The sequence below is a fragment of the Rhodanobacter sp. ANJX3 genome (genome assembly GCF_014200755.1).
Classification (GTDB): Bacteria; Pseudomonadota; Gammaproteobacteria; order Xanthomonadales; family Rhodanobacteraceae; genus Rhodanobacter.
The window spans coordinates 353184-369743 of the sequence record NZ_JACHCM010000002.1; the positions used below are offsets into that span (position 1 = coordinate 353184).

The 16560-nt window shown below is 62.3% G+C and carries 15 protein-coding genes; 8 read left to right on the top strand and 7 right to left on the bottom strand.

What is annotated here, in order from left to right:
• Nucleotides 1-35 precede the first annotated feature (35 nt).
• The gene (locus tag HDE76_RS06340) at nt 36-368 is read left to right on the top strand and encodes a YkgJ family cysteine cluster protein (protein WP_179480017.1); all 333 of its coding nucleotides are present in this window, start codon (nt 36-38) and stop codon (nt 366-368) included.
• A 23-nt stretch (nt 369-391) separates the two neighbouring features.
• Here the strand turns inward: HDE76_RS06340 and HDE76_RS06345 are convergent, their stop codons facing one another.
• Nucleotides 392-1096, bottom strand: a complete 705-nt coding sequence (locus tag HDE76_RS06345; protein WP_179480015.1) for a 16S rRNA pseudouridine(516) synthase — start codon at nt 1094-1096, stop codon at nt 392-394.
• A gap of 13 nt (nt 1097-1109) precedes the next feature.
• Entirely contained in the window at nt 1110-2180 is a 1071-nt protein-coding gene (locus HDE76_RS06350) for a class I SAM-dependent methyltransferase (RefSeq protein ID WP_343205668.1), read from the bottom strand.
• 157 nt (nt 2181-2337) lie between these two features.
• Here HDE76_RS06350 and HDE76_RS06355 point away from each other — a divergent pair, with 157 nt between their 5' ends.
• Nucleotides 2338-2808 (top strand): hypothetical protein, encoded by a 471-nt coding sequence (locus tag HDE76_RS06355; protein WP_179480011.1) that lies wholly within the window; start codon nt 2338-2340, stop codon nt 2806-2808.
• A gap of 36 nt (nt 2809-2844) precedes the next feature.
• Here HDE76_RS06355 and HDE76_RS06360 read toward each other — a convergent pair whose 3' ends face one another.
• From HDE76_RS06360 to HDE76_RS06375, 4 genes are all read right to left on the bottom strand, one after another.
• Nucleotides 2845-3651 (bottom strand): AcvB/VirJ family lysyl-phosphatidylglycerol hydrolase, encoded by an 807-nt coding sequence (locus HDE76_RS06360; RefSeq protein WP_184506097.1) that lies wholly within the window; start codon nt 3649-3651, stop codon nt 2845-2847.
• Nucleotides 3652-3662: 11 nt separating this feature from the next.
• A complete protein-coding gene (gene mprF, locus HDE76_RS06365) occupies nt 3663-6329 on the bottom strand; it encodes a bifunctional lysylphosphatidylglycerol flippase/synthetase MprF (RefSeq protein WP_343205669.1) in 2667 nt (888 codons plus the stop codon).
• A gap of 263 nt (nt 6330-6592) precedes the next feature.
• Entirely contained in the window at nt 6593-8593 is a 2001-nt protein-coding gene (locus HDE76_RS06370; RefSeq protein WP_184506099.1) for an oligopeptide transporter, OPT family, read from the bottom strand.
• A 106-nt stretch (nt 8594-8699) separates the two neighbouring features.
• Nucleotides 8700-9617, bottom strand: a complete 918-nt coding sequence (locus tag HDE76_RS06375; RefSeq protein ID WP_255481454.1) for a pseudouridine synthase — start codon at nt 9615-9617, stop codon at nt 8700-8702.
• 158 nt (nt 9618-9775) lie between these two features.
• Between HDE76_RS06375 and HDE76_RS06380 the strand changes: the two genes are divergently transcribed.
• The 6 genes from HDE76_RS06380 to HDE76_RS06405 all read left to right on the top strand — a co-directional run bounded on the left by HDE76_RS06380 (nt 9776) and on the right by HDE76_RS06405 (nt 14561).
• A complete protein-coding gene (locus HDE76_RS06380; protein ID WP_184506101.1) occupies nt 9776-11818 on the top strand; it encodes a serine protease in 2043 nt (680 codons plus the stop codon).
• An 81-nt stretch (nt 11819-11899) separates the two neighbouring features.
• Nucleotides 11900-12457, top strand: coding sequence for a YaeQ family protein (locus HDE76_RS06385; protein WP_184506103.1), 558 nt, complete (start codon nt 11900-11902; stop codon nt 12455-12457).
• A 113-nt stretch (nt 12458-12570) separates the two neighbouring features.
• Nucleotides 12571-13002 (top strand): FKBP-type peptidyl-prolyl cis-trans isomerase, encoded by a 432-nt coding sequence (locus tag HDE76_RS06390; RefSeq protein ID WP_184506105.1) that lies wholly within the window; start codon nt 12571-12573, stop codon nt 13000-13002.
• Between the two features lie 123 nt (nt 13003-13125).
• Nucleotides 13126-13425, top strand: coding sequence for a hypothetical protein (locus HDE76_RS06395; RefSeq protein WP_184506107.1), 300 nt, complete (start codon nt 13126-13128; stop codon nt 13423-13425).
• A 91-nt stretch (nt 13426-13516) separates the two neighbouring features.
• The gene (locus HDE76_RS06400; RefSeq protein WP_179480000.1) at nt 13517-13903 is read left to right on the top strand and encodes a VOC family protein; all 387 of its coding nucleotides are present in this window, start codon (nt 13517-13519) and stop codon (nt 13901-13903) included.
• Between the two features lie 175 nt (nt 13904-14078).
• Nucleotides 14079-14561, top strand: a complete 483-nt coding sequence (locus tag HDE76_RS06405; RefSeq protein ID WP_184506109.1) for a cupin domain-containing protein — start codon at nt 14079-14081, stop codon at nt 14559-14561.
• Nucleotides 14562-15053: 492 nt separating this feature from the next.
• On the opposite strand, the gene HDE76_RS06410 is transcribed toward HDE76_RS06405, so the two are convergent.
• Nucleotides 15054-16493: an outer membrane protein transport protein gene (locus tag HDE76_RS06410; RefSeq protein ID WP_184506111.1), complete on the bottom strand. Its 1440-nt coding sequence runs from the start codon at nt 16491-16493 to the stop codon at nt 15054-15056.
• Between the last annotated feature and the right edge of the window lie 67 nt (nt 16494-16560).

The following is a 16560-nucleotide window of genomic DNA, read 5'->3' on the forward strand; positions in this document are numbered from 1 at the left end:
CATATGCGCTGCGAGCGATGCTGTCATGCTGACGCGTGAACAGCCTCGCCAAACCCTACGCGGAAAGCATCGATCCCAGCATCCGCTGCACATCCTGTGAAGCCATCTGCTGCCGCCTCACGGTGGTATTGATGCCCGAGGATCACGTGCCCGAATGGCTGATCGATCGCGATCTGCACGGCATGGAAACGCTGGCCAAAGGTGACGACGGCTGGTGTGCCGCGGTGGATCCCAACACCTCGCGCTGCACGATCTACGACGAACGTCCGTCGATCTGTCGCAAGTACGCGATGGGCAGCCCCAGCTGTCAGGATGAGCGGCTGAAGTGGTACGGCGAGCCCGTGCCGACCCTCGTCAATCTGATCTAAAGGCATTAGACCGCCGCCGCTAATCACGCGGGATCGAAAATCCTTGCAGCTTCTGCCGCATCGATGGCACGCCATTCGCCCAGCGGCAAGTCGCCCAACGTGAGTCCACCCACTGAAACGCGCTGCAGGGTTTCGACGTGGTTGCCGGCCGCGGCAAACATCCGACGCACCTGGTGATAGCGGCCTTCGGTCACGGTCAGACGCGCGTGGCGCGGCCCGAGCACTTCCAACGAAGCAGGCGCCAGCGGCTCTTTCTCCGACTCCAGCATCATCGTGCCGCTGGCGAACAGCTCGCCTTCGTCGCCGCGCAGATCCTGCGCCAGCGTCGCCTCATACACCTTGGCTACCTGGGCCTTGGGCGAAATGATCCGATGCAGCAGCGCACCGTCGTCGGTAAACAGCAGCAGTCCAGTGGTATCGCGATCGAGTCGACCGACGCTGGACAGCGACGGCGTGCGCACGTTGTAGCGCGGCGGCAGCAGATCGTAGACCACCCGCCCCGGATCCTTGCGCGAGCAGGTCACGCCGAGCGGCTTGTTCATCATCAGCACCAAACCCACCGGCGGATCGATCGGCTCATCGTCGATGCGGATGGTTTCATGCGGCACGACGTCGTCGGCGTACAGCACCTCGCCCGCGAGGTCGGTGATGCGCCCGGCGCGAAACATCTGCGCGACGTCCTTGCGGCTGCCGTAGCCCAGATTGGCGATCAGTTTGACTAACTTCATGGCTTGACCCGTTTCATTGCCGCACTCCGCTTGCTTCGATCACCTTGAAACCCTCTTCCAGTACCACGACGCGCATCTCGCGAAAACGTCGGGTCAGCAGCCCCTCGTACGGCAGGTGGCGATTGGCCACCAGCCACAAACAGCCGTCCGGCTGCAGCGCATCCGCCGCGCTGGTAATGAACGCCTGACCCAGCGCCGGCAGATCGGCGCGACCTTGATGAAACGGCGGATTGCTGACGATCGCATCGTAGGTCTGCCGCAGACCGCGCGTAACGTCATGCCAGTGGACGGCTACTTCCGGGGCATGCCCGCTGGCGCGACAGGCGCGATCCAGATTGATCCGCGCCGGCTCCAGCGCACGTGCCTCGGCCTCGTACAGATCCAGCGCCGTCACCCCGTGACAGCGCGCGATCAGCTGCGTTGCGAGATAGCCGTAGCCCGCGCCGAGATCGGCCACGCGACCGTGCAGGCTGGCAGGCAAATGCGACGCCAGCAGTGCCGAGGCGCGATCGACGCGATTCCAGGCGAACAATCCGGGCCGACTGATATAGCCGTCCATCATCTCGCGCGGTGCATCCAGGGCCTGCCATTCGTCTCGCAGCGGCTGATCGATATCGGCGCTCGCGGGCGTGCTCCAGAAGACCCGGCATTTGTGCTTGGAAACGTGCTGCACGGCGCCGGCCAGCTTGGACAGATCGGCTTCGCCTGACTTGGCGCCTTCCGTATTGGGCATGCTCGCCAACAGCTTGCCGCCAGGCGCGAGATGCTGCAAAGCGCGCGCGAACAGCGCGCGCGATTCGTCGCGCTGGCGTGGCGGTAACACCATGACCAGGTCAAATTGCTCGCCCTGCGCGGGCTCACCAACGGCAAAGCCGTTGCGCGCCAGTTCGTCCGCAAACGGCATAAAGCTCTGCTGGCAGAGCCAGCTTTTCGACGCCATCTCGCGCAGCCGCACGCCGGCACGCGCGTTCAAAAAAAGCACGCGACCGTCCGCCGGCAGGCGAAGTTGGGCCGACTCGAAAGGAAAGAACAACGCATCCAGCGCCGCATCGGGCGGCGCTGCGAACACACCGGCAGCCGTCACAGGATTTCTTGGCAGTAAAACGAGATGCCATTGTACTTGGCTATCGGGCCGGTCATCGAAATGAGGGGCTGAACCTGCGTCAACAGCGGCGCTTTCGCGGCCGCAGCGGCTGGTATCCAATAAGCGCCACGCCACCTTGTTCGTGGACACACTCGCCATGCCGAAAACACTGCGCCGCCACTCCCTGTTTTGCGGTTTGCTCGGCGTCGCGGTTGGGCTTGTGGTAGTTCACACGCTCGCCTACACGGCAGCGTTTTCGGCTCCGCGCGGAATTTTTCTCGGCTTGCGTTCGCGCGCAGCATTCGAGATCGGGCTGTTTTTATGGGACGCCCTCGTCGTCTATGGTTTGGGCGCGGGCGTGATCACCTTTGGTGCGCTGCTGGCCGCGTATTGCTCGTTCGTTGTGCCCACCGCGCGATCGGCGCTGTTTTACCTTGCAGGCATCGTGCTCACGATCTATGTGCTTATACCGCTGTCCGAACACATGCCGGTATCGCTGGCGCTGTCACGCCAGTGGTGGGCTTACGGTCTGGAACTCTCGCTGGTGGTCAGCGCGTTTCTCGCCCTGGTGGTCGCGCGGGCCATCTCGGCCACGCGACGCAGAGCAGAGGAACGGCCGGAGAATTGAGCGACGCCCGGCGGCAACTCCGAACACTGCGTCAAGTTAATGGCTAGCTGCAGCAGACGCCGATGACGCCGGCAGTTCGTCAAGCATCTGCTTGGCCAGCGGCTGGTAGCCGCCGTCGAAGTGATGGTCGCCCTTCTTCGGATGCATGACGATCCACTTGGGCACGTTGGGCTCGGTGCATACGGTGTCGTCGGCATCGTCCAGGCCGTAGTAGCAGACCACCGGCGGCTTGTTGTCGAGCGCCTGCAGCGGCGGCATGGCATCGTATTCCTTGATCGGGTTGATGCTTTCCATCAACGACTTGAAGTGGTCCTGAAACCAGCCCTGCTTGATCATGTAACCCTCGAGCTCGATCTCGAAATTGAGCTCCTTGCTCGGTGCCAGCAGCACCAGCTGGGTGATGCGCGCCCGGTTCGCCGGGCTGAGTTTACCGACCAGGGTGGGCAGCAGGTCGGCGCCGAAGGAATAGCCGATCAGCCAGATGCGCGGCTTGTTCCACGCGGTGGTGTATTTGGTCATCAACGCATCGAGCTCGGCGGCCGATTCGTCGGCCGTCCGGTTGCGCCAGTAGTACTTGAAGGTGTTGACGCCGAGTACCGGAATGCCGCGGTCGATGAACGCGATGCCGAGGCGACGATCCAGGTCGGCCCAGCCACCGTCGCCGGAATAGATGATCGCCATCACATCGCTTTTGCCGGCCGGCGGCGGCGAGCTGAAGCTGCTCACCTGCATCGGCACGGTGACGCTCTCGAGGCTGACGCGGGCGAACGGTCGCCAGATCAGCAGCACGACCGCCACCACTACGACCACGATGGCCAGCGCCACGAGCTTCTTGTGTTTCATCGGCCGGCCTTTCATCGACGTACCACGCCTGTGAGGCCGCCAGCGATCAGGCTGGCGACGTTGGTCAGAATCATGGGCAAGGCGATGCCGCCTGGCACCGCCATATAGCGCGGCTCCCATTCCGGATCGAACTTGTCCTTGTAACGCTGCAGCCCGCGGAAATTGTAGAAGCGCTCGCCACGGCCGAATACCAGGGCGCCGAAGCGGTTCCACAGCGGCGCCTGCCGCCGGTTCTGCAAACCGGCCAGCGGCGCCATGCCGAGGTTGAACCAGCGATAGCCCTGGGCCTTGGCCCACTGCATCAGTTCCACGAACAGATAATCCATGATGCCGGGCGGACCGTCGGGCAGAAAGCGCATCAGATCCACCGAGGCTTCTTCGTGCGTGTCGGTGAGAAACAGGTTGGCGAACGCCACCAGTTTGTCGTTCTGCCAGACCAGCGCCATCGGCGTACGCACCAGATAACGCGGATCGAAAGCGCCCAGCGAGAAGCGCTTCTCGCGCCCGCGCTTGTCGCCCAACCAGGCATCGGACACCTGCTTGATCTGCGGCAGCAGCGGAGCGACCGATTCGGCCGGAATGATTTCCAGGCGCAGTCCTTCGCGCCCCAGCTTGTTGACCGTATTGCGCAGCACTTTCTTGGACTTGCCGTCCAGATTGAAGCCATCCAGACGCACGCGCGCCTCTTCACCGATCTTCAGCAGGTTCATGCCTACTTCGAGATACAGGTCCAGATCCGCCGGACTGACCTGATAGAACACCGGCCAGCCGCCGCCGCGCTCGCACTGTTCGAGAAACGCCCAGACCAGCTCGCGGCGAGTGTCGTCGTCGGCCCCGACCGGATCGCCCATGGTGACCCAGCTGCGGCCCTCGATGTCGTACATCACGAAAGCCGTGTGAGCGGCATCGAACAGCAGGGTCTTGTCGCCCATCAGCGCCAGATGCGCCTGGGCCGATGGAAACTGCTTGATCAGCGGCAGCGCCTGCGCCAGCTCGGCCTCGGTCGGCGGCTCGCGATGCAGCTTCAACGGCTTGATCAGGCTGGCGACGGCAAACAGCATGCCGGCTGCCGCCGCGGCCACCAGTGCACGCAGCGCGCGCGGCGCGCCACCCTCGTGGAAGCTGAATTCCCACCACAGGCTATTGCTGTAATCGACGTGCTTGAAGCTGAATGTCACCAGCCATGCCGCACAGATGAGAATCGCCAGAATGGCCAGAATCCAGCCCTGTGAAAAGGTGGTGCTGAACAGCGAGGCGCGCCGGTAAAAAAGACGATGCGCCGGTGCCAGCGCCATCGCCAGCAGCGTGAGCAGGGTCGCCTCTTCGTAATCAATGCCTTTGAGCAGCGAGAAGATCGCGCCGGCCACCAGCAGAATCAGGGTCAGCACGTAGGCGGCGTCGAGCCGGCGCTGCAGCCCGCGCGCCAGAATCAGCAGCAGCATGCCAATGACGCTGGCGAGCAGATGCGACACTTCCAGTACCGACAGCGGCAGCACCTCGCGCAGCAGCTCCATGCGGTTCGGCAACGCGCGCGTGGCGCCGGAGAACAGGAGCACCGCGCCGGAGACCAGGGTCAGCCCCGCAAAGAACGATGGCAATAGTCCGGTGAACCACGGCGACAGCAGCGATTTTTGCCGGATGCCGCGCGCCTCGCGCTGCAGCACCATCACGATGGCGCCGCACAGCGGTAGCAGGTAGTAAATGACCCGGAACACCACCAGCGCGCCGAGGATCGGCGCGGCGAGCGCCTCATTGCCGGTGGCGCCGAAGCCGGCCAGCATGATCGCCTCGAACACGCCCAGGCCGCCGGGCACGTGGCTGACCAGGCCGGCGATCTGCGCAATCACGAAGATCGCCAGAAAGTGCCCGAAACCGTTGTTGAGCTGGTCCGGCATGAGAATGTAGAGCACCGCCGCGGCTAGACCCCAGTCGAACGCGCCGATCAAAATCTGCCGAAAGCCTGTCGCGACCGACGGCATATTGATGCGCAGATTGAAAATGCGCAGCGGCCGACGCAGCAAACCGCCGGCCAGCCACAGCAGCGGCACCGCGGTCAGCGCCAGCGCAATGGGAATACGCAACTGCGCCATCACGCGCAGCGGGGCCAGCTGAAAATCTAGCGGCAGCGGGATGCACAACAGGGTCACGCCGGTGAGCGCCAGCAGGCCGAGCCAGAAGCTGGTGGTGCAGAAAAGCACGATTCGGCCCACCTCGGCGGTGGTCAACCCGTTCTGTATGTAAAACCGGTAGCGGATCGAGCCGGACACCAGCAGCGCCATGCCCACCGCATTGCTGAAGGCGTAGCTGATGAAGGAGATCAGGGTGACGCGGCGCCACGACAGCTTGCGGCCGATGGACACTAGCGCGTAGCGGTCGTACAGCGTCATCACGCCATAGCCCAGCGCCGTGAACAGCGCCGCCAGCAGCAGCCGCCCGCGCGACAGCCGGTTCACGTACTTGCGTACCTGGTGGTAATCCACCTCTTTGGCGAGCAGATGCAGTGCCCACAGTGCGAGGCACAGCATGGCCACGGAGAACAGCGGTCCGGCCAGCCGGCGCAACAGCACCATGCGCTGGCTCGGCGGCGCCAGCACCTGCTCGGCGCTCAACGCCGGCTCGACCTTTTCCTGCACGTCTTGTGGCTGCGCGTCTGTTGGCTTAGGGCCCTGTGGCTTCACGCGACGACGAACTCCCTCTGTATAGCTGTCTAGTGTAAAGCCTGGCTTATGTCAGGTCGTGAACAACCTGTTGGCTGCGTTCGCCATCGTCACAGGAATGCTAGGAGCCTGTCGGGCTTTGGCGGTCGAGGCGAAAATCTGACCATGCGAGGACAGATTTTTGGCGATTCGCCGGCCCATCGTGGTGCTATGGGCCAAGAGTCGACGGTAGATGGACCGCATGGCCGGATTTGTAGCCCGGCCAGCTAAAGTCCGGCAAGCTCCTAGGCCAGCGCCGACTTCCGGCCCCGCTTGGCTACCCACAGATACAGCGCCAGATTGACAAGCACGAAGGCGATACCGCCCATCCAGATCGCTGCCGTATCGAACCCGTCACCCACCAGACCCAGCGGCGTGGCTTTGCCCGAAAACACCACGATCGCGGCAATGATCACGCCGATGATGCTCTCGCCCACGATCATGCCCGAGGCCAGCAGCACACCGAGCTGCTTGGTCGCCTCGGCTTTCGGCGTCTGGTCGGCGCGCTTGTCGAAATACCAGCCGACCATCGCGCCGACCACGATCATCAACGTGGTCGAGATCGGCAGATAGATGCCCAGACCCACCGCCAGCGGCGGCAGCGAGGCCGACTTGCTGAAGCGACTCAGCAGCGCGTCGACGATGATGAGCGCGACACCAATGATCGCGCCGAGAATGATCAGACTCCAGTCGATGTTGCCCTGGATCACGCCCTGCGCCAGCGCCGAGATCAGGCCCGCCTGGGGCGCTGCCAACGCGCGCGCCGGATCGACGCCGGCCATGCCGGCAAAGCCGTAGGCTTTGTTCAACAGATCGAGCACCGGCGGAATCACTGCCGCGCCGACCAGCACGCCGATCACCAGCGCCACCTGCTGCTTCCAGGGCGTGGCATCGACCAGCTGGCCGGTTTTCAGATCCTGCAGATTGTTGTTGGCGATCGTCGCGACCGAGAACACCACCGAGGTGATGAACAACGCAAACGCGACCATGCCCTTGCCCGCGCTGACCGGCAGCTGCGACTGCACGGTCACTACCAGCAGCAGCGCGGCGATGATGACGACCAGAATGCCGACGCCCGACAACGGGCTATTGGACGAACCGATCAGGCCGGCCATGTAGCCGCACACCGCCGACACCAAAAAGCCCATCACCACGACGAAAACGATGCCGCCCGCGATCAGCAGCCACAGATGCGAACCGAGTCCCGTCGTCACCGCGAAATTGCCCAGCAGCCACGCGATCGGCAGCAGGCAGATCAGGCTGATCAGGCCAACGATGCCGATCGGCATGTCCTGCTCGGTACGTGGCAGCGTGGCGCCCTGCCCGGACTTGCGCACGCGCGAGGCGGCCATCGCCGAATCGAGCCCGCTGATCACCGGCTTGACCAGTTTGGCCAGCGTCCAGATCGCCGCCACGCCGATGGTGCCGGCGCCGAGAAAGCGTACCTTGTGGCTCCAAGCCGCCTGCGCCACGTCGGCCGCGGCACCGGCTGCTCCCGCCAGCGCCGTATAGTGCGGCACCGCCCAGCCCCAGGCGATCGCCGCGCCCAGCAGCATGGCGACGCCGACCCACAGACCTACCAGATGGCCGACCGCCAACAAGGCGAACGACAGGCTGAAGTCGTAGCCGGTGGCGCCACCGCGATCGCCGATGCGGAAGTACTGCACCACGTCGCTGGCGAAAATCTTGGTCGCCACCACGATAGCGAATACGGCCGATACCGCCGTACCCGCGGCGACGGCCAGCAAGCCGTCCTTGCTGCTTTCTTCCGCGGACGATTCGGAATCGTCACCGCCGCCGACCTTCAGCACCTCGGCGCAGGCCACGCCTTCGGGATACGGCAGGTCCGAATCGGTCACCAGCGCGCGGCGCAGCGGGATCGTATACATCACGCCGAGAATGCCGCCGGTCGCGCAGATGCCGAACGTCACCCAGAACGGAAAACCGTTCCACCAGCCGATCATCACCAGCCCCGGCAATACGAAGATGATCGCCGACAGCGTGCCCGCCGACGAGGCAATCGTCTGCACGATATTGTTTTCCTGGATCGTGGAGTTCTTGAACCCGCGCAGGATCGCCATCGAGATCACCGCCGCCGGAATCGACGTGGCGAAGGTCAGCCCCGCCTTCAGGCCGAAAAACACGTTGGCCGCGGTAAATACCAGCGTGATGACCACGCCGATAATCAGGCCGCGAACGGTCAATTCGGTGCGCGGCGCGGCGCTGGATGGCAGTTGTGCACTCACGAATGATTCTCCCCGGACGGATGCTGCGGGGAAAGATAGCGTGGAATGGCCCGCCGTGGTTGTTTCGAGGTCGAAAGCCGCCGGCCGCGCGCGGCTCGCAGAACGCTCACAAGCGCAGGCGACTCTCGAACTCTCGCCGTTCGCCGGATAGCGGATCGACAAACGCCAGCGTTTTTGCCAGCAGCTTCAGCGGCCGCTGGTAATCATCGATATCCCGCTCAGTCAACACCGGATACCACGGATCGTTGAGAATCGGCGCCCCGAGCGCGGCCATATGCACGCGCAGCTGATGCTTCTTGCCGGTAATGGGATAGAGCGCGTAGCGCCAACTCTCATCTCCACGCTCGACCGCAGCCATCACTTCGATACGTGTCTCGCTGTTCGGTTCGCCGTCGACTTCCTGCGTGCGGAAAAACGGTTCGCCGCGCACCAGCCGTGTGCGTCGAGTCAATGGAAAAGCTTGCTCGGGCAAGGGCGGCGCCAGCGCCTCATAGCGTTTTTCGATGCGCTGCTGCTGAAACAGCGCCTGATAGGCCGAGCGGCTGGTGCGATTGGCCGAAAACAACACCAGCCCCGCGGTGGCACGGTCGATCCGATGCAGCGGCACCAGATCGGGGTTGTCCAGCCGACGCATCAGTCGTCGCAGCAGCGTCTGCTCCACAAAACCACCGCTGGGTATCACCGGCAGGAAATGCGGCTTGTCGGCCACCACAAGATGCTCGTCGACATGCAGCACGTTCTCGGCAAAGGGAATGGACGTTTCATCCACCACCTCACGGTAGTAATGAACGCGTAATCCCATACTCGGATGCGACATCGTCGGCGTGATGGCGACACCGCGTGCATCCAGCACGCGCCCGCGCGCCATGCGATCGAGCCACTGCTCGCGGGGGATCGACGTAAAAGTCGCACACAAACTGTCCAGCACGGTCGGCCACGGTCCGGCAGGCAGATGCACGGTGCTGGCGTCGGCATCGCGGGCATAGATCGTGGTCAGGCTCATGCCGGTGAGTGTAGTGCGCATTAGAGGTCGATCTGCAGCTTCTTTCGACTATGGCTTAATGAGGCCGATATGTATTTGCGGTGAGCTTTGAATAGACTCGACGCGGGCATGACTCAGCCCGAACGCATCCCTGCCGACACGTGGCTCGGCATCCGTTTTGCGAACAACAAGGACTCACCATGCAGGCATCGAGGTTTAGGGAACAAGCCGCTTCATCTATCAGGCCATGGATCGCTCGCGTCGGCCTCGCCACACTGCTGGTCCTCTCACTGTCACTCGCCGGCATCCATCCCAGCTTGGCGGCCAGCCTCGATCCTGGGATGCTGCAGAAAGTGCAGGCCGCCACCTTCGAAGTGGTGATTCCCAAGCCGGTCGACGACCCGCTCACGTATGAGAAGGCGCTGCCGCTGGATCTGCTGCCGTATCAATTTCGCAACGACAAATACCTGTCGATCGGTACGGCTTTCGCGCTCGGCGGCAACCGCTATGTGACGGCGGCGCATGTCATCAATCTTGGCGTCGGCAGCCTGATGGGCGCACCGGCACTACGCGATGCGGACGGCCACGTTTATGCCATCGACAAGATCACGCAGTTTTCGCTGGGCCAGGACTTCGTGGTTTTTTCGCTGGCCACTCAGCCGTCCAAAGTCACCGCGCTGGACATCAATACCAAGCCCACATTGAACACGGTGGTTTACGCAGTCGGCAATGCGTTGGGCACCGGCGTGATCGTTCGTGACGGCCTGTATACCTCCGACACGCCGGAAGATCAGGACGGACGCTGGAAATGGATGCGCTTCTCCGCCGCCGCCTCGCCCGGCAACAGCGGTGGTCCGCTGTTGGACAAGGACGGCAAGATCATCGGCATCGTGTTGATGAAATCGCCGAACGAAAATCTCAACTACGCCCTGCCGATCGACGAGGTATTGAAAGCGCCGGGCCACCTCGCCGTGATCGACAAGCGTTTTCCCTATCAGGCCAGCTTTCTCGATACGTCCCAGACCGACACCTTCAAGCAGCAGTTCGCCCTGCCAAAGAGCTTCGCCGATTTCAGCGCCACGTACCTAACGCTGCGCGATGCCTTTGTCGACGGCCAGCTGAAAAAGCTGAGCGAGGCCCATGCCGATCAGCTGTTTCCGAACGGCGACGGGTCCAATCGTCTGCTGCACGCCAACGCCGACTTGCGCACCTTCCCAGCGATCATTCGACGCAACGGCAGCGGCACTTGGGTGATGGCGCGGCCGCAGGCAAGCCGTTCATCGCTGCAGAGGAACGGCTTTGTGGAAACCAGCGTCGTGGGTGGCAACTTGATATTGATGCACTTGCGCAAGCCGGACGACCTGACCGCCAGCGAGCTATATGGGCACGCCAAGACGTTCATGGATCTGACGCTGAAGAGCTGGTCGTTTTTCCGCGATATCGGTTCGGCGAAGGTCCGGGTCACGTCGCTGGGCGAGCCCACTCAGCAGACGATCTTCAGCGACACCTACCAGCGGCACTGGCAGGTTCGCGTGTGGCCGCTTGCCTACGGCAACGCGATTGCTATCGCCTTTTCGCTGCCGGTTCCAGACGGTTATGTTTCGATGATCCGCCTGGTGCCGGCCAGCCAGCAGCATCCCGCAATGATCGACGTGCAGGCGGCCTGCGACTTCGTCGACATGTCCTACGGCGGCACGCTGGCGCAGTGGAAGGACTATCTGACGAACACGGCCCTGCTGCCTGCCGCTTTCTCTGGCATCGATCTGCGCATCGACTACGGCCACCGGTTCGCGTTCCACTCCAAGCGCTTCAGCCTCACCTATACCCCGGACCTGCAGAAGATCGATCCAGACAGTTATCTCGACCTGGGTTTCGGCTACATCGTCAACAGCGCCAGCCAGGATCGCCGCACGGCGAGCTGGGAAGTGGCCGACGTCGAGGCCCGACCCGATGCCCACGAAAACACGCGCATCAACGTCAATCGGCATATCGCGCCGACCGACGATCTCGATGACGGCTTTCGCAACCAGTGGGACAAGTTTCGGCATCGCCAGCCGCCCGACGACAGCGTGGCGTACAACAAGGACGGCGTCACCCGCATCGCCACCGTGGTGGGCGAACCCACCGATTCCTCTACCGTGCTCTACACCGCTTTCGTCGCGGCGGAAGGTTCGGTACCGCAGGAAGTCATGAAAAGCCAGCTCGATCGGCTGGTCAAGGGGCTACAGGTGAACGAGCGCTGACATCGCCAGAATCGTCCAGGCGACCGCGGATGGGCCTGCGAGAGGCGTAGAATGGGCGGGATACCTCCGACGGCCACGCTCATGGCACTCAACGCCACCATCTACAAAGTCGAACTGCAGATCAGCGACATGGATCGGCACTACTACGCCACCCATGCGCTGACCCTGGCACGCCACCCGTCGGAAACCGAAGAGCGGCTGATGGTGCGACTGCTGGCCTTTGCCCTGTATGCCGAAGACCGACTGGAATTCGGCAAGGGCGTCAGCGACGAGGACGAGCCGGCGCTGTGGCGCAAGGACTATACCGACGAGATCGAGCTGTGGATCGAGCTGGGCCAGCCCGACGAAGCGCGTATCCGCAAGGCATGCGGCCGCTCGCGCCAGGTCGTGGTGATCAACTACGGCGGCAACACGGCCGATATCTGGTGGAGCAAAGTCGGCGCTTCGCTGGCGCGCCATAAAAACCTCACCGTGCTCGATATCCCTGCTGCCACCGTGGCCGAACTGCTGCCGCTGCTGCAGCGAGGCATGCGCCTGCAGGCACTGATCCAGGACGGCCAGCTGCAGCTGATGAACGACGCCGAGTCGGTGACGATCGATCCGATGCAGCGCATGGGTATGGCCGAAACCGTCGGCTGAGCGTGTAGCGCGCGGCTTCCGCGCCGGTTCGTTTTCAAGAACAATGGCGCACCGATGCAGCCGTTCTCGGTCCCATCGCTCACATCCAACCATACTCACCAAGGAATCAATCCATGCGCTGGTTGCTGCCCCTGCTCGCCCTGTTCGTCATCACCGCCTGCAGCGCCTCGCCGCAGGCGCATGCCCAGGGCGAAGTGCAAAAGCTCATCGTGATCGATACGAAAGTCGGCACCGGCAAGGTAGCGATGAACGGCAAGGACGTGGTCGTGCACTACACCGGCTGGCTCTACGATAAAAACGCCAAGGATCACCACGGCAGCCAATTCGATAGCTCGCTCGACACCGGCACACCGTTCACCTTCACCCTCGGCGAAGGCAAGGTCATCGAAGGATGGGACCAGGGCGTCGCCGGCATGCGCGTCGGCGGCAAACGTACCCTGCTGATTCCCGCGTCGCTCGGCTACGGCGACAATGGCGCCGGCGACGCCATTCCACCCGGCGCTTCGCTGGTGTTCGATGTGGAACTGCTGAACGTGACGCCCTGAGAATCGAGATCTGTCTTGATCGTTGCTCTGTCGTCCTTGACTGGAAAGCAAAACGTTTGTTCTGCTTCGGAGTACGAATCACTGATGGCTCATCGTTGAATTTGTACGTTAATTGACACGGAGATGTTTATGATACTCAGTGGATGGAATCGTTTGTTTGTCGCCTTGTGGGCAGTTTGGCTCTTGCTTGCAAGCCTGATCGTCGCCGCAGCCTACCCCTCAGTCACACCAAAGTTTGCCGTATCACCCGTACCCAATCCCTTCTTCAACATAATTACCACGGGAAATCGGGATACTCCTTTTCACGTAAATGCGCATCCCTTCGCAATCATCACCTACATCGTTATGCCTGTTTTTCTATTTTGGGTTTTTATCGGCACCGTTCGCTGGATTCGACGCGGCTTTCGGCAGGGAGTGGCCTGACACTTCATTCAAGGCGCAAACCGCCACTGCTCAATTCAAGCATTAGTTCTCAAAAAGGCATCCTCTCATTACCACCAACCGCGGAGGTTCCATGAAACGGGTCACTGGCATTGGCGGCATCTTTTTCAAGGCGAAGGACGCTCCCGCACTGCGGGCCTGGTACAAACAGCATCTCGGCATCGATGTCCAGGCTTGGGGTGGAACCGCTTTTCCCTGGACCGATGACGAAGGCCAGCCGGTGGCTGGGACAACCGTCTGGTCGGTCGGTTCGTCGGAGGGAGATCAGTTTGCGCCGAGCACGGCATCTTTCATGGTCAATTATCGCGTGGATGATCTATACGCCCTGGTGAAAGCCCTGCGCGACGAAGGCTGCAACGTGCTCGAGAAGATCGACGACTCGGAGTACGGGAAGTTCGCCTGGGTTATCGATCCGGAAGGCAACAAGATCGAGCTCTGGCAGCCACCTGCCGGCCAGTGATGGGGCGTGTTTGTGCCTGATATGACTCGCGGCCCGGCAAGTGCTTGTGTAGGGCTACGTTCGATGGACAGCGAACTAAAAGTTGGCTCTTGATGCGCCGAGCGAAGCTCGGGGGAAAACGGCCGCCAAATCTCGTGCGCGGGTGCTTTTCCGTTTTTCACAACAAAGGATAGGTATGTCGGAAGATGCCAAACCTGCGGCCATAAGGGCCTTCGACGCGCCAGTAAGAACCCGGCCGTCCAATTACCCCGAGCCTTTCGCATCGCGCATGGCCGGGCGTGAGAAGCGCGCGCTCGGCGACATGTTCGGCCTCGCGAATTTCGGCGTCAATCTCACTCGACTGAGCCCAAATGCCGTTTCATCGCTGCGTCATGCGCATACTCGACAAGACGAGTTCGTCTATATTCTGCAAGGGCATCCCACGCTCAGAACGGACGTGGGTTCGACGCAGCTCGACCCTGGCATGTGCGCCGGATTCAAGGCGAATACGGGCGATGGACACTGTCTGGTGAACGAAACGTCGGAAGACGTTTTGTATCTCGAAGTCGGCGACCGAATTGCGGGCGACGAAGTCCGTTATCCCGACGACGATCTGGAAGCCCTTATGGACAACGGCAAGTGGACGTTCGTGCACAAGGATGGAACCCCCTACGCGTAAGTGCGCGCAGCGGTTCAGCGCTGCGTCGCGCCGTGCCCAACGCCTACGCTTGCACCGCCTCGCCCGTGCGCGGCTGACGAATGACCGCCCTCTCACGGGCGTCGACGATCGGCCGCCGCGCATTATCGGATCCCTCCGGGACATGGGCCTCACCTGTTGCATCGGTACGCGCTGCCGGTGAGGCGCTCCCGCCAGCGCCTTGCTGTCGGCATGGGTTCGCAGGACGCGACCAAACCGCGTGCAGCGCGCGGTCACGACGGTCCGGCTTTACCGGAGGGCCGGACGTCGATGGCCTCCACTTTTCCACAAAATGGAACACCCGTGGTCGTCGGCAGACGAGGCATCCCAGCCATCGTCTGCCGGCGTAGAAGCGTCCGTTGCCGCTGTGAAATGAAAACACCGGCCATCCCGCAGCCTGCCCGACGTCATCCGCGGATGACGGGTTCGTGCAAACAGACGACTGCACGATCGGGAACTCACCCGCTGGCCGATCTAGAATTTATACGTGGCCGTCAACGAGACGACGTCACCGCTGTCCTTGGCATATCCGTCAATCGTGCCGCCACCGAGCGCGACCTGGTTGGTCTGTTTTATCGTGGCGTTGCTGACGAACTGGTGCTCATACGCCGCGTCGAAGCTCAGACGATCGGTGGCCTGGTAGCCCACGCCAAGACCGAGAACCTTGCGGTTATTGTCCGGCACTCGCGTCTCGCGCGTGTCGGTTACCGTGGGCGTCTCGTCGTAAGCCACGCCACCTCGCAACGTCCACTGATCGTTCAATATGTAGTCGCCACCGAGGCTGAACGAATAACTGTTGCGATAATGCTCGGGCAACGTGATCAAGTTGACCCCCTGCGAGGACAGCGTCAGGGTCTGGAATTTGGACCAGTTGGTCCATTGCACGGAAGCGCCCAGGCTGAAGCGATCGTTGAACCGGTGCAGATAGTCGATATTGACGAACGCCGGCAGGTTGAGCACGGCGGAGGCGGGGGAATTGCTGCCGCTTCCGTTGAGTTCGGGCAACGGAAAAGCGCCGAATCCGGGCAGGCCTGTGAAGATCGCATTCAATACGGGAATCGCGTTGATCAGACCTTGCGCGTCGGCTGCTGTGGCAGCGTTGGGATAAGAGATAAAATAGCTGCCGGTCAGCCGGTTGCCCACGCGCGAGTGGTAGCTCACACCCAGCGAATCATCGTCGGTTGGCTTCCATTCGCCGCCAAGAAAATAACCTTCCGACCAGTTGTGCACGCGTACGTTGATTTGCGCGACTTCGTCCAGCGGCGTGGGAATGCCCCCCGTGGCCCCCGACGCATATGCGGTCCCGCCGAGATTGAGCCCGTTATTGAGCTGGGCGCGCGTACGCTGGGCGATTACGCCAAGACCCAGCGCAAAGGTATCGCTGATCTTGAAGCTGCCGGACACATTGAGACCGATCGACTTGAGGCTTGTCATGGTGCCGAACTGGGCAAATCGCGCGTCCGGGCTGTATTTGGTTACCAGCGCATAAGGTACGTCCAGCCCGAAACCCAGAGCGAAACGATCCGAGACCGGCAATACGGCGAAGGCCGAGCCGTCATTGTTCAGATGGTCCCCGCCGTTGGGATTGCTGCCGGGCAACGGCGCACCCGACGGATCGGTCATGGAACCGTGGAACTGGGTGCTGATGTCGATGCCGATCCAGCTACCCTGCACTACCGGCGAGGTGAACCACGCCATCGCGGCGGGATTGTTGTAGGAGGCGGACGGATCGTTCTGCCACAGCGAGCCGCCGCCAAAGGCGCGGCCGAATCCCGCGGCGTTGGAAACCGGCAGCTGGAACGCGGCAGCGTGCACATGCGTCGGCACGCACAACGCGATAACTACCGCCGAGGCCAGCGCGGTCGTCGCCAGGCGCGTGGAGACATGACGATGCAATGATCGGATCTTTTCCATTAAAAAGTTCTCTCAGGTCGGCAAACGTTGCAGGAAAAACGGCATGCAGACGACCGACGAGCGTTCC